We start from the raw sequence: 19,111 nt of genomic DNA, 5'->3' as shown, positions 1-19,111 counted from the left end.
GGTACTGTCCGCCGCAGTACGTCCTGGCCTTCGTTTTGGCGAAGGGCTGGGCATTCGCGTGTTTGCCGTTCACAGACGCCAGGTTTTCCGGCGCGCGTGGCACGGCTTACGCTGCCCATCGACGGACGCATCGAAGGGATCCAACCGGCTGGCTGATTGCCGGGCCGGTTCATATGGGCAAGAAAAAATTTATGTAATACGATTATAATATTGAATAAACATTAAAAAGTGAAATTGTTCACAAATGGTTTTGCTGTGGTTTTGTCAACGCCAGTGAAAACAGGCATGCGCAGTGTTTACAGGCTTGGCCGCCTGGATGGGCCTCATTATTCGCCCGCCGTGTTGCAATCAATTATATGCTTCACAATTTATAGCTGTTTCCTTGTCTCCCTGATCGCGAAGTGGGTTCGGGAGACGGGATCACGAGCTATGGTGGACGTACGAAGCCAAGGGAGGTTTTTTATGTCCACATCGAGAAGGAAGTTCGCCGCCAAATTCAAGACGCGCGTCGCCCCGGATGGATGGATAGCGTGATAGACGAACGTCTCTGGTGCTTTCTGAAGTATCAATGCCAGTATTTGCGGGTGATGGAGACAGGAAGCGAGCTTCGTCGCATCCTGGTCTGATGGTTTGACTTCTACAATAACCCGCACCCGCATAAGGCCTTTGACGGCCGAAAGCCGATAGAGAGATATTAGCAGTGCAAGCCAGAGGGGGCTCTAACCAGCCCCAGAAAGGTGGCGTAGTCCATGAAACTGTCCGCCTTAGTTTGGTCGTTGATTGGTTCGAAGTAGTGAATTCACTTCTGAATTTGAAAAATTTTAGTACGTCAGAGTATGCTACAAACAAACGATGCACCATTTGTAACAATTGAATCTTGTTATTTGTGTTCGCAGGGTTGGGCTGACAAAATGTAATCTAACTGTTTCTTGTAATTTGTGTAGTTAAACTTACTCACGTGTTCATTTGAAGAGATGTAAAACTACAAAAATCAGCAATTAAGCCAGAACTAGTTACTGTTGCGTAAGACATGTGCCCCTTTCCATTGTGGGAAGGGGCACATGTCTTACGCATTAAAACTGTTCTTTTCTGCTGCTTGCGGCGGCAGCATCTTGCTGGCGCTGTAAGCGGGTGGCGTTTGCAGTATCAGTCAGAGTTTTTTTGGCTTCGTTATAAGCTTTAAGGTAAGCGCCGGCATCGATCAAAATTTGTGTAAAACCTTGCGCTATCAGAGGGTTATCAGGAGTGCTCTTAACGATCAGCTGAAGCGTAATGGGCTCATTTGAAGATATTACACGGGGCATAAGTGAGGAAAGGCTGAGCCAGCTTAAATCCTGTGCAGAAGGTGTATGTGAATACACTCGTTCAAACTGAGGTCTGAATGAAGAGACAATGAGCCCTTCGGACCATGCAGTAAAACTTCCCCAATCTGGTTGGCTGTTTTGATTTATTGACTGTAACGCAACTCCTTTGTTGTTAAAGCACCACATTATGTACTTTGTTATATGTTTATTTCCAAAATTTTCATTTTTGCTTACAGTTGGTTGTACTCCAATTTTTTCTGAAAGTCCTTTTACTATTTGTCCAACTTGTGGAAAATCAGAGAGATACGTTTTCCAACGAAGTACGGCAACGACTTTTTCATTGTTACTGTCTTGTTCCTTTAAAGGTGAAAAATATGTCCACACTTCTTCGTAACCGTCTTCTGTCTTTATCAGTGCTTCCAGCCCACAAAGAAGTCCTGGGGGTGTAATGTCAGTGGCTATTTTTGATTCTATTGCAAAGACACCCTGCAGTGGAGACCCCTGAAATTTTTTAGTTATCTTAAAACCTGAATTAAATTTTGCTAAAGCCTCCTCAGCTTGTGTTGGAGACATTCCCAATTTAACCCCAGCTACATCAAGATCTAAGGGGCCGCTTATGGAACTATTGCTGCTAATCAATTGGAGAAAAAACATAGCTACCACTAAAAAAAGGATTCTTTTCAGCATCTGGTTAACTCCTTAATAACTAATGATTTTAAGTTTAACATAAAAGAATCACTTTCTTGCCACCATAATTATAATCTTTATGTTCATTGCCATATTTGTAAGGGCATGCCAAGTGCGGTTGTAATTGAGGAGATTGGCGTTCTACATTCCTTTTTGTTCCTGCCACTTCGCCATAAACATGCGCATTAAAACGCTCGTGTCCCTTGTATCGAAGCGCACGGATGAAACATCGCAGATCCATCAACGAGTAGTCCATTGAGGCAAGACAACGTTGGAGTGAGAAATGGGCCCACTTCTGCCCTACAAGCCCCGATCTATATGGGGTGGCACAGAATGACTGTTTCGGCATTGATTTTCACCTCCTTAAGGCAGAGGAACCAAGAATCATACTACGTTCTTGGAGTAGCACCCATTTGGACAGGGCACCTTTCTAACAAAGGAAGAGGGCAATTGTACTGTTATTTAGCAGAGGTGTTGAAAGTGGTGTTTGGAAAAAGAAAGAGGGGTTGCAGCAAAAGCTGTAACCCCTCGATGTATTGGTGGGCAGTACAGGACTTGAACCTGTGGCCCCCGCCTTGTAAGGGCGGTGCTCAACCAACTGAGCTAACTGCCCGAAATCTTCAACCAAGAAAAGCCTTATAGGCTATTTTGATGCTGTTGTCATCATCAAATTGCGCGCCTCTTTTGCTGGAAAGCTGGCTGGTTGTGGCGCTTTGGCCAAAACGCGGCAGCGCAGGTGCGGGCATGCGGCAAATAGACGATGAACCTGTTGTCGCCAGTACCGGTGTGTCTGGCCTGCACAGCAGAATCTGGCGGGAAACGCAAGACCACGGCAGCCAAGGGTGAGAAGCCGATTGCGCTCAGGAGACACAAGACTACGGCAACCTTGACTGTAGCCAATTGTGTTCGGGAGTCGCAAAATCACGGCGACCTCGTTACGGTTGCATTGCGTTCGGGAGTCGCAAGCCATGTCAGCTAGGGTGCGGAAGCCCATTCCGTCCTGCAGGATTTCCCGTTTGTGTGGCTCCGTGGTTCCGGCGGCGTGCCCCCACGATGCCACGCTGCCACGATGGCATGGACCATGCCTGCGGGCCTGAGGCGGCGCGTCACGGCCTATGGCTGGGCGATGTTGTGCCACGAGTAGAAGCGCCGGGCCCCCAAGGTGTTCCCAAGGGGGCCCATGGGTCATTTATGGCTTAAGCTGATTGATGTAAACGGCGATGTCCTTTATCTGCTCCGCGTTCAATGTCTTCAGGTTCTGTTGCATCTTCAGCAGCGGGCCTGAGGGCGAGCTCATATTTTTGACTTTATCCATACCAGCTGTCAGGGCTTCCACAGGTTTGCCCATCATCTTTGCAGGGGTAGGGGTGTGACAGGACTCGCACAAACTGGCGTACAGTTCCGCGCCTTTTTTCTGCGCGGCGTCCTGGGCCACAACCGTTTGCACGCCAGCCACAAGCAGGATTGCCGCCAGCATGAGAATTCCGTGTCGCAAATATCTGGTCATGGTTTTCTCCTTGTTTATACGTGGTTCGCCCGCGTGGGGCGAAACAGGGGCTGAAGCCGCCTGTGGCTCCATGCTAGCACAGAGAAGAAAGACATACAGCAGATTTATGCACGAGCCAAAACACGATGAGCCTGCGCAAAAAAGAAAAGGCCCCGGCTTTTGCCAGGGCCTGCAATGGGCGTAGTCTGTATGGTGAACGCGGCGGCTATTTGCCCATGGCGTTCATGAAATCCTTGTTGGATTTGGTGCCGCGCATCTTGTCCAGCAAGAACTCCATGCTGTCGATGGACGACATGGGAGCCAGAATCTTGCGCAAAATCCAGACGCGGTTGAGTACATCTTCGGGCAGGAGGAGGTCTTCCTTGCGTGTGCCGGTGCGGTTGATGTCGATGGCAGGGAACACGCGCTTTTCCGAAAGGTGACGATCCAGATAAATTTCCATATTGCCGGTGCCCTTGAATTCTTCAAAGATCACTTCGTCCATGCGGGAGCCGGTGTCGATGAGGGCCGTCGCAATGATGGTCAGGCTGCCGCCTTCTTCAATGTTGCGGGCCGCGCCAAAGAAGCGCTTGGGGCGTTGCAGGGCATTGGCGTCCAGACCGCCGGAAAGCACGCGGCCGGATGACGGGGTCACGGCGTTGTACGCGCGGCCCAGGCGGGTGATGGAGTCCAGCAGAATGACCACATCCCGCTTGCGTTCCACAAGGCGCTTTGCTTTTTCAAGCACCATTTCGCAGACCTGCACATGGCGCTGCGGCGGCTCGTCAAAGGTGGAGCTGATGACTTCGGCCATTTTGACCGTGCGCTCCATATCGGTAACTTCTTCGGGCCGTTCGTCAATGAGCAGCACGATAAGGTATACTTCGGGATTATTGGCGTTGATGGCGTTGGCCAGCGATTGCAGCAGAATGGTCTTGCCTGTGCGCGGCGGAGCCACGATGAGGCCGCGTTGCCCGCGCCCGATGGGGGCCATGATGTCGATAACGCGGTTGGAGAGATTTTTTTCGCCATTTTCCATGACGAGCTGGTGGTCAGGATAAATGGGAGTGAGGTTGTCGAAGAGGACGAGATTCTTGGCGTGTTCCGGGGGTTCAAAACCTATCTCTGTCACCTTGAGCAGCGCGAAATACCGTTCACCCTCCTTGGGGGGGCGTATCTGCCCTGAAACGATATCGCCCTTGCGCAGAGAAAACCGGCGTATCTGCGAGGGCGACACATAAATATCGTCAGGCCCCGGCATATAGCTGCACAAGGGGGAGCGCAGAAAGCCAAATCCGTCTGGCAGGATTTCCAGCACGCCATCGCCGTAAATGGCTCCGTTCTGGGAAGCACAGGTGGAAAGCAGAGCGAAAATAAGCTCTTGTTTCCGCATGGAACTGGCATTTTCAATTTCATACTGCTCGGCCAGATCCATGAGTTCCTGCATGCTGCGGGTCTTCAGATCCGTGAGACTCAAGGCGCTGTCTGTCAACAGTGTGGGAGTAGCTTTCTTTTTACGCATAACTGTCCGATCTTTTGAAGAAGACAAACCAAAACTATACAGTATCAAAGAACACTGTATTGCAGATGAGCGGATGTAAGGAGACTAAATAGGTGTGCGAGATTGCGATTAGCTTATCTTTTGCATTATGGCAAGGGAAAAATGACGTTCACACCATAAAAAAATACGTCATCTGGTAGTTCGAGCCATGCGCGGGGCTGGCAGACCGTGTGCCACACGGCACATCTCACAGTATGTATGTGGAGGTTATAAAAGGCATTCGGCAGTTATTTAAAGCGGTTGCAGCTTTAGTGCTTCTGCCGGGCATAAAGGGGCAATCTCGCGCCAGCAAAAAACTATTCTTTGGCGGCTGCTTCCGGCTGCGGCGGAGGCGCGTACAGCTTGAGCAGTTCGTCCCGCAGGCTGTCTTCCTCAACTTGCAGCACTTCGGCCAGTTCGCCGGTAACAAGGCCCATGGCCTGTTCCTGCAGGCGGCGTTCGCCGAAAGAAAGATCCTTTGTGCGGCTGATCAGCAGCAGTTCGCGCAGAACTTCTGTAACAACGGCCAGGTCGGAGCTTTTGAGCCGTTCGGAATATTCACGAAAACGCCGATTCCAGTTCTGCCCCGTGTGTACGATTTTTCCGGTGCTGTTGCGCAGACCTTCGAGAATGCGCCCGGCTTCTTCATGAGGGGTGAGCGTGCGCAGTCCCACGTGGGCCGCATTGTTGACGGGAACCATCAGCGTGACATTATTGGCCTGAATGCGGACAATATAGAAATCGCATGCGATACCGCCAATGGTCTGGCTGTCAATGCGTTCTATCTTACCCACCCCCTGGGCCGGATATACCACAAGATCGTTCGGCGTGAACATGCTGTCACCACACGCCCCAAAGGAGCGCCACTGTACGAGACCTGGAGCGAAAATAGCTGGAAGTCACGAAATTTTTTTGAAAAATAGATGAGTGGGAAACTTACTCTTCAAACATAGTAGTCCAAATGTGTTGAAGAGTCCAGCCGAAAAAGCAAAAATGCACAGTGTCCCGAAAGGGACAAAGATGCTCTTTTTCGCGTGCCTCTTCACCCGTCACAGTCGATCGGGCATGCACCATACTCTGAACCGCCCCCGGTTCATTTCTGTTCACGCCCGTCTGCTGTCACCAGTGCAGGGCAAAATTGTCACTCGGCCCGATCTGGAACCTGCGCGGCTTCAGGGGCGGGTTTTTTGCGTGGCTGCGCCGTTTTTTTTGCCGCGCGCAACGCGCCGTCCAGGCCCTTGTCGGCAAAGGCAAACAGGGTATCCAGGGCCGCGGGCACAGCCTGCAGCATCTGTTCGGCATCGTCGCCCTGCGCGCGCCCCAGCACCCAGTTGGTCACGTCACCCTTGTGCGGAGGGCGGCCAATGCCCAAGCGCAGGCGGTAAAAATCCGGCGTGCCCAGTAGTTCGGTAATGGATTTCAGCCCGTTGTGCCCGGCGTTGCCCCCGCCAAGCTTGAAGCGCATCTCTCCTGCCGGGATGTCCAGTTCATCGTGGGCCACCACAAGATCAGAGGGACGCAGTTTGTGCCAGGCCAGAAGGGGCTGGACGCTTTGCCCACTGAGATTCATGAAGGTTTGCGGCTTGGCGGCCAGCCAGACCCCGCCCAGCTCTTTAAGGCGTATACGCCACAGCTCGCAGGAGAACTTGCCGCCATTGAGCGATTCCGCCGCGCCATGGCGCTGTGCAAAATCCACCAGCGCGTCAACAACGGCAAAGCCGTAATTGTGCCTGGTGCCCTCATACCGCGAGCCGGGATTGCCCAGGCCCACCAGAACGCCGTTATAGTCCATAGTCTGCGCCTCCTCGCGCCGCACTGGCTTCCATCTGCAAGGGCAAACCCTGCCCCGCGCACACGGCCGCCGCATGACGCGCGATAAACCGGCAGAGCGGGGGATTCATGGCAGCCAGATGCCCGCCGCCGGGCAGCCAGAGAAGTTTCTTGACGGGCGCGCGCAGCATTTCAAAGGTGGCCTCGGTGTTGACCGGTGTAAACAGGGCGTCGTTGACGGCGCTGAACAAATAGAGCGGGCAGTGCATTTCTTCTGACACGTTGGCCGAAAACAGACTGGCCAGATACGCCAGCGGATAGGTCAGCCGCGCACCTTTTCTGTCATAGACTATGCGCCGCGCACCGGACGTTATACGCCGTACGGACAAATAGGCCAGCAGGGGCAGGGGAAGACGCGGCAGCCAGGCCGCAGCCGCGTTGATGTGTGCAAGAAATTCGTGTCGCCTGTTTTTCCAGCGCCTGAACCGTGTGAGGTCCACTGCATCATTGTTTTGCGGCAGCGTACCGGTAATGGGGAACGCCGCCGTAAGCCCCTGCGACGCGGCAGCGTGAGCCATGGTCAAAATGCCCCCCTGGCTGTGTCCACTCACGGCTATGGCATTGAATCCCTCTTGCCGCAACCAGCGCTCCGCAGCAAGGCCGTCCCGCAGCAGATCTGCAAAGGTGAATCCCGTCCAGTGGCTATTGCGGCCATGCCCGGTGAGGTGCAGGGCCGCCACGGCAAAGCCCGCCTCGTGCAGCGCCGCAAGAAGAGGGCGGTACTGCCGGGGGGAGAGCATGGTTCCCGGATAAAACAGCATGACCCCGGCATTCCGCTTGGGCCAGAATTCCAGGCTTGCCTTGCTGCCCAGGGAGCGCAAGGAATGGTAGGTCACGGTTGGCTGCCACATGTCCGGTACGGGGTGCGGTGAGAGGTTTTCGGGCTGGCGTTTTCAGTCATGCCAGATCCGGCTTTATCATTGCAATAGCGTGCGGCCGGGGAAATCTGCAAGGGCAGGCGCAGGGCGCAGCCTCGCTGGAAAAACCGCTCTAAAAAGGAGGCCGGTCCCCTGCGGAACCGGCCATATATAAGGCAGAATGGCCGTAACCGGGCTCGCCCGGTCATGCAGGCCGCGAACAGTCTTAGGCGTTTTCGCCTTCGCCCTCTTCGTCCTTGCTCTTGGAGATAACGCTGACCAGAGCGTAGTTCTGATCAAACACGGCGCGGACATTTTCGGGCAGCTTGAGATCAGACACGGTGACGGTGTCGTTGATGCCCATGTCGGTCACGTCAACGGTGATCTTCTGGGGCATGGTCAGCGGCTTGCTGCACAGGCGCACGAATTCGCGGTACGTTTCAAGGCGGCCGCCCAGCTTCACGCCGCGCGAGGTACCCACGAATTCCACGGGCACATCAACGGTAACTTCCTTGTCCAGATCGACGCCGTAGAAGTCGATGTGGGTGAAGGCGCGTTTGTAGGGGTGGAACTGCACCTGCCAGATGAGCACGGGGTGCAGGGTCTTTTTGCCGTTGTCTTCAATTTCAAGATTGAACACAGTGGTGTGGCCCATTTCACCGTAGATCTTTTCAAGGGGCAGCACGGGGGCCTGCACGGAAATGTTTTCACCGCTGGCGGTGTAGAACACGCCGGGAATCAGTTTCTCGGCACGCAGGCGACCGCTGGGGCCCTTGCCGCAACCTTCGCGCTTCTGCACGCTCAAAGTCTTTTCAATATTCATGGTCCACTCCTTGGCTTACCGCCGCCTGATACGTGCGGAAAAGTTCTTTACTGTAAACTTGCCATTCCCTTGCGGGAGTTATGCCGTGCGGTCATGCGCGAAGGCTTTGATCCGACGGTTTTTGCTAAACAAACAACACGCTGACCGACGAGCCGGTATGGATGTTGTGGATGGTTTTGCCCAAGATGGCGGCCACAGAAATGACCTTCAGCTTGGGGCAGCGTTCCAGCTTGTCGCCCAGCGGGATAGTGTCGGTAACAAAGACCTGCGAAAGTGCCTCGGTGCTATTGATGCGGTCAATGGCAGGGCCGGACAGCACGGGGTGCGTGGCGCAGGCCACAATTCTTCTGGCCCCGTTTTTCAGCAGAACTTCAGCTCCGGCGCACAGGGTGCCCGCAGTGTCTATCATGTCGTCAACCATAATGGCCAGGCGGTCTTCCACGTCGCCGATGACGTGCATGGCCTGGGCCTGATTGGGCTTGTCGCGTCTTTTGTCCACGATGGCCAGCGGGGCGTTGAGGCGCTTGGCATACGCCCTGGCTCTTTCCACACCGCCGGCATCAGGTGAAACAATGACCATCTTTTCGTCGTCGAGCTTGCGCAGGGCGTCCAGCATGACGGGCACGGCAAAAAGATTGTCCACAGGGCAGTCAAAATAGCCCTGAATCTGGCCCGCGTGCAAATCTATGGTAACCACGCGCTCCGCCCCGGCCACGCTGATGAAGTCGGCCACCATCTTGGCGCTTATGGGCGCACGGGGGCTGACCTTGCGATCCTGACGGGCATAGCCGTAGTAGGGGATCACGGCTGTGATGCGCCCGGCGCTGGCCCTCTTGAGGGCGTCCAGCATAAGGCAGAGCTGCACCAGGTTACGGTTGACGTTTGGCGGGCACGTGGGCTGCACCACAAAAACATCATCGCCACGGACATTGTCACCGATTTCAATACGCAACTCCCCGTCGCTGAATGTCGTAGACAACGTCGGGGTGAGCTGACAGCCCAAATGGTCGCAGATTGCCTTGGCCAATTCCGGATTGGAAGAACCGGTGACGATCTTTAGATCGCTGAACATGAACCGCCCTGCCTTGTGCGCGTCAAAGAGCAATTTGGGTTATAAACCTTTGCCCGCCAGCCAGCGGTGCTGACAATCAGACAGCCGCCGTTGCGGCGCCGGATGCGGACAGTGCCCGCACGGCAATGGAAGCGCCCGGATACTTTCCGGTCACGTCCTCCCGGCAATCAAAGCGCGGCCCGGCAATATGCTGTGGCTGGGATGGAAGGGTTCGAACCTTCGAATGACGGAGCCAAAACCCGTTGCCTTACCACTTGGCTACATCCCAGTGCTGTTACAGCACATGCGCGTAGACGCGCCTGTTCTCTCCCTGAAGCATGGCCGTGGCCGCCTGTGTTTCCACAATGGCCTCGCACCCAAAAAGCCCCAGTATGCTGGAACCGCTGCCGCTCATTGAGGCCGCCGTGGCGCCGCAGCGCAGCAGGGTGGCCTTGATGTCGGCAAGTTCGGGGTGACGTGCAAAGACAACAGTTTCGAGGTCATTGTCCAGGTCAGCATCAAACCGCCCTCGGGAGAGAAAAGTTCCATTAGCCTTGCTTTGGTCTCTTGTCAAGTTGTTTTGGCTTTCGCGGCCTCCCACGGAAGCCATGTGGGCATCGTAATCGGCAAAGGCGCGCGGCGTGCTCACAGAGATGTCGGGGCATACCAGCACAAGGCGCAGGCCGGACAAATCGGGCCGGACAGGCTCGACGATTTCGCCTATGCCGCGAACACGGCAGGGGCCTTCATGAAGAAAAAAGGGCACGTCGGCGCCCACGGACAGCGCCACCGCTGCCAGCGCCTGCGCGTCCAGCGGCGTGGCCGCCCTGCTGTTGAGCCAGCGCAAAAGGGCTGCCGCGTCGCTGCTGCCGCCGCCAAGCCCTGCCCCGGAAGGGATGCCTTTGCGCAGGCGTACTTCAAGGCCGGGCGTGGGGCTGGCAACAGCCGCAGCAAAGGCCGCGTAAGCCCTGGTAAGGGTATTGTCGCTTTCATCCAGCGTTGCGCTGGCTGGCCCCTCGCAGCGCACCACAATGCCGGGGGCTTCCGTAACGCGCAACTTCAGCTGATCGCAGGGGCGCGCCAGAGGATAGAAGAGTGAATCTATTTCGTGATAACCGTCCGGGCGCACGCCGGTGATGCGCAAGCCAAGATTCACCTTGCAGCCTGCAATGACAACACTCATGGCTTATCCTTGTTTTTCAGCCGTTGGGGCCTGCAGGGTTTCAAGCGTCACGTGGTCGTTGGTGTACACGCAAATCTCGGCGGCAATGCGCATGGATTCGCGCGCTATGGTTTCAGCGTCAAGGTCGCTGTGGCGCGACAGCGCCCGCGCCGCCGCAAGAGCATAGGGGCCGCCGCTGCCGATGGCGGCCACATTGTCGTCCGGCTCAATGACGTCGCCCGTGCCCGTAAGCACGAGTATGTGCTCGGTGTCGGCCAGAAGCAGCATGGCTTCAAGTTTGCGCAGGTATTTGTCCTTGCGCCAGTCCTTGGTCATTTCCACGGCGGCGCGCACCATATTGCCGCGCACTTCCTTGAGTTTGGCCTCAAAAAGTTCAAACAGGGTAAAGGCGTCGGCCGTGGCCCCGGCAAAGCCAGCCAGAATTTTGCCGTCATGCAGGCGGCGCACTTTTTGCGCCGCGTGCTTCATGATCATGTTCTGTCCCATGGTCACCTGGCCGTCGCCGGCCAGGGCCACCAGGCCGTTTTTGCGAACGGCGAGAATAGTAGTGGCATGCGTTTCCATCAATTTTTATCCCAGATTTCCTTGCGTTCTTTATAGACGGTTTCAAGGCGCTTGAAGGCGGTTTTGTCCGTGGTGCGGGCCGACATGCTCTTGGCCTCGTTAAAATAGCGCTCGGCAAGTTTTTTGTTGTGTGAGTAGATGGCGCTGTAAGCCATGTGAATGTAGGCGTCGGGCGTGTTGCCCGTCTTGCCCAGCGAGCGGGCGTAGGCTTCGTGCACCTCGGCATCCTCGGGCACGTAGCGCAGCACCTGTTTGTAGTAACTGACCGCTTGCGCCTGCCTGTTTGTTTCGTCCAGCATGCGGGCATAGAAAAAGGCGGCCATGTAGTCCTTGGGATCAATGCGCATGGCCTTGGACAGCAGTCCGTCAGCCCGGCCCATGTCGCCCTTGCGGTAGTGGAAGGCCCCTGCCTCGCGCAGCACCAAAGGATCGTCCGGGGCGGCCTTGAGGGCCTGGTCAAAGGCCGTGCTGGCCTCGTTTATGCGGTTTTGCCTCGCGAGCACAATGCCCCGGCCCATGCTTGAAAGGCCGTCGCTGCCCGAAAAACGCTGCAGGGCCGCCTGATCGTCGCCGTACCTGGCCCAAAGCAGGGTCTTTACGCGGGTGAAGCGCTTGTTGTCCTGGCTGCGGTTCTGGACGGACTTGCCCATGGTCTGGATGCGGGCCTGGAGCCCGTTGATGCGGTCGCCCAGGGCGGGGTGGGTGGAGAGATAGGTGGGCACGCTGATGCCGCTCATCCAGCTTTTCTGGCGCAGCACCTTGAAGCCCGCCACCATGCCCTCGGGCGGGTAGCCTGCGGCAATAAGGTATTGCAGGCCGATTTGGTCAGCCTCATTTTCATCCAGGCGGCTGTAGTTGAGCATGGCCGATTGTCCGGCCCCCAGAGCGCCCATGGCCAGAGCCCCGCCGCCCGCGCCGCCCGCCGCCACGCCCGCCACGGCCAGCAGCAGTGAACCGAGGGTGACGAACTGGGCCTTTTGCAGGCGCGAGGCCACGTGGCGCTGGGTGACGTGGGCCAGTTCGTGGGCCAGCACGCCCGCCAGTTCCTCTTCCTTGTCCAGATTCATGATAAGCCCGGTGAATACATATACGTACCCGCCGGGAACGGCAAAGGCGTTGAGAGAATTGTGCAGAATGGTGGTGGCCTTGAAGGTGAAGGGCTGGGGCGGTATGGCCTTTACCAGCCGGGCCAGCATATAGTCCACATACTGCTTGACCTCAGGGTCTTCGATGATGGGCAGGTTGGAGCGCACCATGACATCGAATTTTTCTCCCATCTCCTTTTCGTCTTTAATGGTCACACCGCCGAAAAAGAAGGCCTGAGCGGGCGCGGGGCATATCTGCGGCAGCAGAAAGGCCAGCAGCACGATCAGGGCCGTCCATCGGCGGGGAGCACAGTAATGCAGCATAGGTTCTCCTGAGTGCCCGCGCTGGGTCTACTCGAGATCCCAGTCCTGCCCTTCAGGGGTGTCGCGCACGCTTACGCCGAGATCAAGCAAAGCCTGGCGCAGGGCGTCGGAGGTGGCAAAATCCTTGTTGGCGCGGGCAGCCTGCCGTTCTTGCAGCAGGGCTTCCACACGGGGCATGTCAATGTTCTTGCGGCTGGCGCGCATGCCCCGCAAGGCGGTCAAAAACGCGTCGGGTTGCTGGCCAAAAAGGCCCAGCCGCGCGTTCCACTGCTGCGCACGGGCGAAAAACTCCCGCAGAAGGTCACGCCCGGCTTCGCTGGCGCGCAGGTTTTTGTCTTCAAGCAGGCGGTTCACGATACGCACCTGGGTGAAGATGTGTCCCAGAGCCTGCGCGGTATTGAGGTCATCGTCCATGGCCTCGTCCAGCGCCTTGGGCTGCGCGGCCCATTCGTCGGCTGTCTCCTGGGGCAGGGGGATTTTTTTCCACTTTTCGCGCTGGAGGGCCTTTTCCGCTTCGCGCAGGGCGGTGTACACCCGGTGCTGGGCTTTTTCGGCCTCATCCATGCTGTCGGCGGTAAAATCTATGGGGCTGCGGTAGTGCTTGCCCAGCAAGAAGAAACGCAGGGTTTCCGGCAAATAGCTTTCAAGAATGTCGCGGATGGTCTTGAAGTTGCCAAGGGACTTGGACATCTTTTCCGCGTTGACCTGCACAAAGCCGTTATGCACCCAGTAGCGGGCCAGATGGCAATGGCAGACGGCCTCGGTCTGGGCGATTTCGTTTTCGTGGTGCGGGAAGACAAGATCCTGCCCGCCGCCGTGAATGTCCAGGGGCAGATAGGATTCGCTCATGGCCGAGCACTCGATGTGCCAGCCGGGTCTGCCCTGGCCCCAGGGGCTTTCCCACGAGGGTTCGCCGGGCTTGGCGGCCTTCCACAGGGCAAAGTCCAGCGGATCTTCCTTTTCTTCGCCAGGGGCCACGCGCGCGCCGGAAAGCAGTTCGTCCAGGCTGCGGCCGGAGAGCTTGCCGTAAGGCGCATAGGAGCGCACCCTGAAGTACACGTCGCCCGAAGGGGTGGCATAGGCCTTGCCGCCAGCGATGAGCTTTGCGCAGAGATCCTGGATTTCCTTGATATAATTCGTGGCGCGCGGCTCTACATCCGCACGCAGCACGCCCAGTCTGTCCATGTCTTCGTGAAAGGCGTCAATATAGGTCTGGGCCACTTCACGCCAGTCGCGGTTTTCCTTGTTGGCGCGGTTGATGATCTTGTCGTCCACGTCCGTAAAATTGCGCACAAAGGTCACGTCCAGCCCAAGATGGCGCAACTGGCGCACGAGCACGTCGAACACCAGCGCCGAGCGGGCGTGGCCTATGTGGCAGTAGTCGTATGCAGTGATGCCGCAGACATACATGTTCACCTTGCCGGGGTGGACCGGCACAAATGTTTCTTTCTGGCGGCCAAGAGTATTGTAGAGCTGCATGATCTTCCTTTTATGCTGGGAGGTTGAGCATATCCAGACGGCGCTGGTGGCGGCCGCCCTCAAAGGTGTTTTCCATAAAAGCGTCTACAATGGCTTTCGCCAGTTCCACGCCGGTTATGCGCGCGCCAAGGCAGAGAACATTGGCGTTATTGTGCTGACGCGCCATGCGTGCGTGCAGTTCTGTGGTGCAGAGGGCGGCGCGGATATCGGGATGACGGTTGGCGGCAATGGAAACGCCCAGGCCCGTGCCGCAGATGAGGATGCCCGGTTCGCCCGAAGCTTCCACGGCGGCGCAAAGCTTGTGCGCCAGCACGGGATAGTCGCAACTGTCAGAAGAGTCTGTGCCGTGATTGATAACAGTGAAACCCTTTTTACCCAAATGCTCGGCCAGGGTGGTTTTAAGGTCAACGCCGGTGTGGTCCGAAGCGATATGGATGGATTGCATAACAACTCCTTCAAGGGTGAGGGCAGGCTGACCGGTTGCGCCGGTCAGCCTGCCAGAGCTTTTTCGCGTCATGAATGCGCGTTTTCAGTAAGCTGTAGAGCCGCCGTCACCCGCTGCTCCGTCGCGCCTGTCAGTGCCGTGGCAAGACAGGTCGGCGGGTGGCCAGAGAAGCGCGCTGTTCATGCGAAATCGGCTCGCCGCCAATGCGGAAAAGCGAAACTTCAGGCGGCCTGAACCGACGAAAGCAGACGCCGGTGTGGCCCAGGGAAGCACTGATTAAAGAGCCTCCTGGAAACGCGCAGTTATTTCGTTTGGCAAGGCGCGATCTTTTTTTTGAAGCAGGAGTGGACTCTTCCGTCCTCGACTGTTTCAAAAAAAGTGAAGCAACGCCGCCAAACGAGATAAATCAGCGTTTCCCTAGCGCTGCTGGTATTTGGACAGCGGCAGCAGGGGAACGCCCTCTGGTATGGATAAGGTCATCTGCTGGTCTGTAAAGGGCGCAGCGGGCTTTTCCCTTTCCTTTATAAGCACGATGGCGCGCTTGCCGTTGTCATGAGCCAGGTTCAGGCGCTGGGGCAGGGGGGACGCCGCATCGTCAAAGGCCACTTCCATCTTCCAGCCCTTGCCCTTGTCGCCTTTTTCAGCCCAGGCCACGGGCAGGCCAGATGCGTCGAGGGTCAGCTCGCCGCCGAGTTTGCCGGACAGCGTGTACTGGGCAAGGTCGCCTGACACAAATCTGGCGGAGGCGAAATCTTTGCCGAAAACCTGGCTGTAGCGGCCGTTGAGCAGGTCAGCCAGATGTTCCAGATTGAAGGGCACGGGCACGCCCACCTGGAGCAGAGGTTTGGAAGCGCCCTGGTAGAAATACGCCTTGTTGTCTGTGGGGCTGTAGACAAGAAAATGCTGGCCGTCTTCAAGGATTTTGGCAACGGTGGCGCCGACTCCGGCCATGACGTCCATGCGCAGCCTGCGCTGGCTGTTGCCCCAGAAAAGGGCGGTAACGCGACGGGTATCGCCTTCAGTACCGAAGCGCAGGCTCATTTGCAGGCGGTAGGGGGCCATGGCGGCGTCCTGTCCTCTTGCCGCGAACTTCTGCCAGCGTTCCTCAAGCCTGGCCTGGGCTTCAGGCGTCATTTCCAGGGAGGGCTGCTTGGCGCAGGCGGTCAGCAGAACAAGGCTGCAAAGGCAGCAAAGAGCAAGAAATTTTTTCATAACTGTGAAAGCCTCTGCCGTAATGCATCCGCATTGGCGGGTTTGAGATCCAGCGCCTTCTGATAGGCGGTGCGGGCCTCGTCTTTGAGCCCCATTTTAAGGGCTATGTCGCCATAGTGCTCCCAGATGGAAGCGTCTACGTGCTCATCGAGTTTGACGGCACGGCGTATGGCCGTGAGGGCCTCTTCATTTCTGCCCAGCCTGTAAAGAGCCCAGGCCAGGGAATCCACAATATAGGACTGATCGGGGGAAAGCTCGTCAGCCCTGATGAGCAGACTCAGGGCTTTTTCAAGATCGCGGTTTTCTTGCGCCAGCGTATAGCCCACGTAGTTGAGGGCCTGATAATTTTCCGGATGCAGGGTGATTATGTGTTCCATAACCTTGAAGGCTTCATTCTTGTCGCCGGTTTCGTCCAGCAGGGAGCCCAGAAGAAAGGCCATCTCCGCACTGTCAGGCCACTTTTTGGCGGCCTTGCGCGCCACCTCAAGGGCCTGGGGCAGTTGCTTCTGACGCGCCAACAGGCGGATTTCCAGTTCCCAGAACTGGGGCGCGTCCTCAAACTGTTTTTGGGCCTGCCGTGTCACGGTCAGGGCTTCCTGCTCCTTGCCCGCTTCGCCAAGCAGTTCTATGCGCAGCGCCGCCGCTCTGGGCGCGGCCTTGCTGTTGGGCGGGATTTTGTCCAGCCATGAAAGGGCCATGGGCAGATCGCGGCGCTGTTCATAGTTCAGATCAGCCAGCAAAAGATATACGTCATCAGGGGCGTTGTCCTTGGCGGCAATCTGCTTGAGCAGCGTTTCGCCCTGAAGGTAGTGGCGCGAGCCGATGAACAGGCCCGCCACAGTAGACTTGAAGGGTATGGTGTCCGGCCCCTGGCGCATGTATTTCAGGGCTTTTTCGGGCTGGTTCATGCGCAGCGAAAGGCTGATGAGCCGCAGCAGCACGTCCTGGGGAGAAAAATTGAGCTTGAGCAGTTTTTCGTACAGGGCGCGCGCGGGCTTGAATTCTGAGCGCTGTTCGTGGATGAAGGCCAGTTCGGCCATGGCCTCCACAAAGTCCGGCATTTCTTTGATGGCCTTCTGGAGGAAGGGTATGGCGTCAGCCTGACGGCCCATGCCGATGAGGGCGCGGGCGTGGTAGTAGTCCACCAGCGGCGTGCGCTCTTTGGAACCCACACTGTTGAGCAGGGTTTCGGCTTCGGGGTATTCCTTGCTTTTCACCAGCAGCAGGGCCAGTTCCAGGCGGGCGTCCAGAGAGCCCGGATGCTTTTTCAGATAGGCCCGCATGAGTTCCACGCCGCGCTCCGGCGTGCCCTGTTCCATAAGCGCTTCGGCGTGGAGCAGGTTGAGGGACATGTCGTCGGGCGCAACGGAAAGCCCCTGCTCCAGATAGGGAATGGCCCCTTCGGACTTGCGGCTTACCAGCCAGACGCCGCCCTCAAGCCAGATGGTGGGCGGCAGTTTTGCGGCAGCCATGAGTGGCGCGGCCTGCAAAAGGGCGGCTTCGTCCTCGGCGTTGAGCGCCTGTGAATAGAGCAGAAAAGCATAGGTGCTTCTGGCATCAGGCGAAAGGTGCTCTTCTGGCTGGCGCACTTCGACATTGCGCAGTGCTGTTGGGCAGGCGTCGCCCACGGCAGCGTTTTTTTCGGCGGCAGCCTTGGTGCCAGCACAGCCCCCGCAGCCAAGAAGGGAAAAGGAGGTAGCGGCGGCCAGAGTCAAGGCGCAAAAGAGCGCTAGGTGCTTACGTTTCATTGCGGACTGTATCCGTGATGCTTAGGATTGAATCCAGTGATCGGAGAAGTCTTCTATATCATTCTTCATGTGCTGGCCGATTTTTTCCACCAGTCGTGCCTCAAGCTGGCGCACTCTCTCTCTTGTTATATTATACCGTTCGCCTATCTCGCGCAAGGTAATCGGCTCATCTGTCAGCAACCTGTTGTGCAGGATGTACAGCTCTTTTTCATTGAGCTTGGGTATGATGGTTTTGAGTTTTGACCGCACAAGCCCCGCGATTTCGTCAGAGGCCAGGCTGTCTTCAATGCCAGGGCCGAGAGCAGGCAGAAAGTCCATGCGGGTGGCCCCGCCAGACTCCTCACCCACTTGCGCGTTCAGCGACATGTCGGATGAAGCCAGCCGCTGATCCATCTCGTTGATCTGGTCTTCGGTCACGCCAAGGCGCTCCGACAGCATGGCCGCGTCAGGGTCAAAACCCTGCATGACAAGCTTCTGGCGTTCGCGGTTCAGATTGTAGAACAGTTTGCGCTGCACCTGGGTGGTGCCGATTTTGACCATGCGCCAGTTGTCCATGATGAACTTGAGAATGTAGGCCTTGATCCAGAACGAGGCGTAGTAGGAAAACTTGATGCCCTTGTCCGGGTCAAACTTGTTGACCGCGCGCATGAGGCCCACGTTGCCTTCCTGCACAAGATCAAGCACGTTCTGCATCCAGCGGCGCTGAAAATCCATGGCAATGCGCACCACCAGCCGCAGATGTGACGACACAAGGCGAAAGGCCGCGTCCGCGTCGTTATGGTCGCGCACGCGCAAGGCAAGCTCGTGCTCTTCATCGGGCTTGAGCATGGGAAATTTGCTCATTTCCCGCAGGTACAGGTGCAGACTGTCGCGTGTGCCTACCGCAGGCAGACGGGTGGACGCGGGCGCAGGGACGCCGCCTTCCGGGCCTTCTTCAAGGGGCAGGGGGGGCTCGTCCATGTCCACGTCCAGAGCGGTATCAAGGATATCATCCTGATCGTCGTGGGACTCAAGTTCAAGTTCATCGTCGTCGTCGTGTTCGTCGGCGGGTTCCAGTTCGTCCACGTCAAGCACCGGGCCGTCATGGAGGCTTTCGTCATCAGGCGCAATGGGCGCGAGCTTTTTTTTCCTGTTGCCTTGATGGGGGGCGGCGTCCGGGCTGGAAGCCGTTTTTTCCGAAGCCCTGGCGGAGGGCCGGGCGCTGGAACCGCTCCGGGCCGAACCTTTGGAAGCCTTGGGTTTTTTGGGCACATCAAGAATTTCTACAACCCCAACCTGGGGCGTATTTTTTTCGCCCTTCACCGTCTTTGGGGCGGCCTTGGCCGTGTTGAAGGCTATCTTGCTATTTTTTTTCATTTTATCCATACTCAGTCATTGGCGCTCTAAAAAGGCGCTGCAATGTCTGTATGCTATAGTTTTGGTTTGTTCTTTTCAATATTATTCAGTACTGAAAGGCCAACCATATCCCCTCTGGGTGTGCGACCATGTCAAGG

16 protein-coding genes and 2 tRNA genes are annotated in these 19,111 nt (G+C 56.8%); all 18 read right to left on the bottom strand.

Annotation, left to right across the window (positions count from 1 at the left end):
• Window positions 1-1,073 precede the first annotated feature (1,073 nt).
• Window positions 1,074-1,991 (bottom strand): hypothetical protein, encoded by a 918-nt coding sequence (locus tag RBR41_RS04100; RefSeq protein WP_320351299.1) that lies wholly within the window; start codon window positions 1,989-1,991, stop codon window positions 1,074-1,076.
• A 537-nt stretch (window positions 1,992-2,528) separates the two neighbouring features.
• A tRNA-Val gene (locus tag RBR41_RS04095) sits at window positions 2,529-2,604 on the bottom strand.
• A 576-nt stretch (window positions 2,605-3,180) separates the two neighbouring features.
• Window positions 3,181-3,498 carry a c-type cytochrome gene (locus RBR41_RS04090; RefSeq protein ID WP_320351296.1) on the bottom strand — a complete coding sequence of 106 codons (318 nt, stop codon included), beginning with the start codon at window positions 3,496-3,498 and terminating at the stop codon, window positions 3,181-3,183.
• A 205-nt stretch (window positions 3,499-3,703) separates the two neighbouring features.
• Window positions 3,704-4,999 carry a transcription termination factor Rho gene (gene rho, locus RBR41_RS04085; RefSeq protein WP_291303157.1) on the bottom strand — a complete coding sequence of 432 codons (1,296 nt, stop codon included), beginning with the start codon at window positions 4,997-4,999 and terminating at the stop codon, window positions 3,704-3,706.
• A 335-nt stretch (window positions 5,000-5,334) separates the two neighbouring features.
• The gene (locus RBR41_RS04080) at window positions 5,335-5,853 is read right to left on the bottom strand and encodes a CarD family transcriptional regulator (RefSeq protein WP_179979457.1); all 519 of its coding nucleotides are present in this window, start codon (window positions 5,851-5,853) and stop codon (window positions 5,335-5,337) included.
• 305 nt (window positions 5,854-6,158) lie between these two features.
• Window positions 6,159-6,809, bottom strand: a complete 651-nt coding sequence (gene pth / locus RBR41_RS04075; RefSeq protein WP_320351289.1) for an aminoacyl-tRNA hydrolase — start codon at window positions 6,807-6,809, stop codon at window positions 6,159-6,161.
• Window positions 6,799-7,683, bottom strand: coding sequence for an alpha/beta hydrolase (locus RBR41_RS04070; protein ID WP_320351287.1), 885 nt, complete (start codon window positions 7,681-7,683; stop codon window positions 6,799-6,801). The genes pth and RBR41_RS04070 overlap by 11 nt, the downstream gene beginning before the upstream one ends.
• Before the next feature lie 247 nt (window positions 7,684-7,930).
• Window positions 7,931-8,527 carry a 50S ribosomal protein L25/general stress protein Ctc gene (locus tag RBR41_RS04065; RefSeq protein ID WP_320351285.1) on the bottom strand — a complete coding sequence of 199 codons (597 nt, stop codon included), beginning with the start codon at window positions 8,525-8,527 and terminating at the stop codon, window positions 7,931-7,933.
• Window positions 8,528-8,651: 124 nt separating this feature from the next.
• On the bottom strand, window positions 8,652-9,599 hold the full coding sequence (locus RBR41_RS04060) for a ribose-phosphate pyrophosphokinase (RefSeq protein ID WP_320351283.1): 948 nt from the start codon (window positions 9,597-9,599) through the stop codon (window positions 8,652-8,654).
• Between the two features lie 193 nt (window positions 9,600-9,792).
• Window positions 9,793-9,867 (bottom strand) — tRNA-Gln (locus RBR41_RS04055).
• 6 nt (window positions 9,868-9,873) lie between these two features.
• Window positions 9,874-10,761, bottom strand: a complete 888-nt coding sequence (gene ispE, locus RBR41_RS04050; protein ID WP_320351281.1) for a 4-(cytidine 5'-diphospho)-2-C-methyl-D-erythritol kinase — start codon at window positions 10,759-10,761, stop codon at window positions 9,874-9,876.
• 3 nt (window positions 10,762-10,764) lie between these two features.
• Window positions 10,765-11,325 carry an ATP-dependent protease subunit HslV gene (gene hslV, locus RBR41_RS04045; RefSeq protein WP_320351460.1) on the bottom strand — a complete coding sequence of 187 codons (561 nt, stop codon included), beginning with the start codon at window positions 11,323-11,325 and terminating at the stop codon, window positions 10,765-10,767.
• Window positions 11,325-12,734, bottom strand: coding sequence for a M48 family metalloprotease (locus RBR41_RS04040; protein WP_320351279.1), 1,410 nt, complete (start codon window positions 12,732-12,734; stop codon window positions 11,325-11,327). The genes hslV and RBR41_RS04040 overlap by 1 nt, the downstream gene beginning before the upstream one ends.
• Before the next feature lie 27 nt (window positions 12,735-12,761).
• Window positions 12,762-14,213, bottom strand: coding sequence for a cysteine--tRNA ligase (gene cysS / locus RBR41_RS04035; RefSeq protein WP_320351277.1), 1,452 nt, complete (start codon window positions 14,211-14,213; stop codon window positions 12,762-12,764).
• Window positions 14,214-14,223: 10 nt separating this feature from the next.
• Entirely contained in the window at window positions 14,224-14,658 is a 435-nt protein-coding gene (gene rpiB / locus RBR41_RS04030; protein ID WP_320351275.1) for a ribose 5-phosphate isomerase B, read from the bottom strand.
• 417 nt (window positions 14,659-15,075) lie between these two features.
• On the bottom strand, window positions 15,076-15,870 hold the full coding sequence (locus tag RBR41_RS04025; RefSeq protein ID WP_320351273.1) for a hypothetical protein: 795 nt from the start codon (window positions 15,868-15,870) through the stop codon (window positions 15,076-15,078).
• Entirely contained in the window at window positions 15,867-17,618 is a 1,752-nt protein-coding gene (locus RBR41_RS04020; RefSeq protein WP_320351271.1) for a tetratricopeptide repeat protein, read from the bottom strand. Before RBR41_RS04020 ends, RBR41_RS04025 begins: the two co-directional genes overlap by 4 nt.
• Before the next feature lie 21 nt (window positions 17,619-17,639).
• Window positions 17,640-18,692 carry an RNA polymerase factor sigma-32 gene (locus RBR41_RS04015; protein ID WP_413785129.1) on the bottom strand — a complete coding sequence of 351 codons (1,053 nt, stop codon included), beginning with the start codon at window positions 18,690-18,692 and terminating at the stop codon, window positions 17,640-17,642.
• Window positions 18,693-19,111 lie beyond the last annotated feature (419 nt).

The sequence above is a fragment of the Desulfovibrio sp. genome (assembly GCF_034006445.1).
Taxonomy (GTDB): Bacteria; Desulfobacterota; Desulfovibrionia; order Desulfovibrionales; family Desulfovibrionaceae; genus Desulfovibrio.
This window is presented reverse-complemented; position numbering and strand designations above follow the sequence as displayed.

Bases quoted from the DNA above. Each gene is read 5' to 3' on its own strand.
- RBR41_RS04025 (WP_320351273.1), bottom strand. From the start codon at position 15,870: ATGAAAAAATTTCTTGCTCTTTGCTGCCTTTGCAGCCTTGTTCTGCTG.
- rpiB (WP_320351275.1), bottom strand. From the start codon at position 14,658: ATGCAATCCATCCATATCGCTTCGGACCACACCGGCGTTGACCTTAAA.
- RBR41_RS04040 (WP_320351279.1), bottom strand. From the start codon at position 12,734: ATGCTGCATTACTGTGCTCCCCGCCGATGGACGGCCCTGATCGTGCTG.
- RBR41_RS04090 (WP_320351296.1), bottom strand. From the start codon at position 3,498: ATGACCAGATATTTGCGACACGGAATTCTCATGCTGGCGGCAATCCTG.
- RBR41_RS04080 (WP_179979457.1), bottom strand. From the start codon at position 5,853: ATGTTCACGCCGAACGATCTTGTGGTATATCCGGCCCAGGGGGTGGGT.
- RBR41_RS04020 (WP_320351271.1), bottom strand. From the start codon at position 17,618: ATGAAACGTAAGCACCTAGCGCTCTTTTGCGCCTTGACTCTGGCCGCC.
- hslV (WP_320351460.1), bottom strand. From the start codon at position 11,325: ATGGAAACGCATGCCACTACTATTCTCGCCGTTCGCAAAAACGGCCTG.
- RBR41_RS04065 (WP_320351285.1), bottom strand. From the start codon at position 8,527: ATGAATATTGAAAAGACTTTGAGCGTGCAGAAGCGCGAAGGTTGCGGC.
- ispE (WP_320351281.1), bottom strand. From the start codon at position 10,761: ATGAGTGTTGTCATTGCAGGCTGCAAGGTGAATCTTGGCTTGCGCATC.
- RBR41_RS04060 (WP_320351283.1), bottom strand. From the start codon at position 9,599: ATGTTCAGCGATCTAAAGATCGTCACCGGTTCTTCCAATCCGGAATTG.
- cysS (WP_320351277.1), bottom strand. From the start codon at position 14,213: ATGCAGCTCTACAATACTCTTGGCCGCCAGAAAGAAACATTTGTGCCG.
- RBR41_RS04100 (WP_320351299.1), bottom strand. From the start codon at position 1,991: ATGCTGAAAAGAATCCTTTTTTTAGTGGTAGCTATGTTTTTTCTCCAA.
- rho (WP_291303157.1), bottom strand. From the start codon at position 4,999: ATGCGTAAAAAGAAAGCTACTCCCACACTGTTGACAGACAGCGCCTTG.
- pth (WP_320351289.1), bottom strand. From the start codon at position 6,809: ATGGACTATAACGGCGTTCTGGTGGGCCTGGGCAATCCCGGCTCGCGG.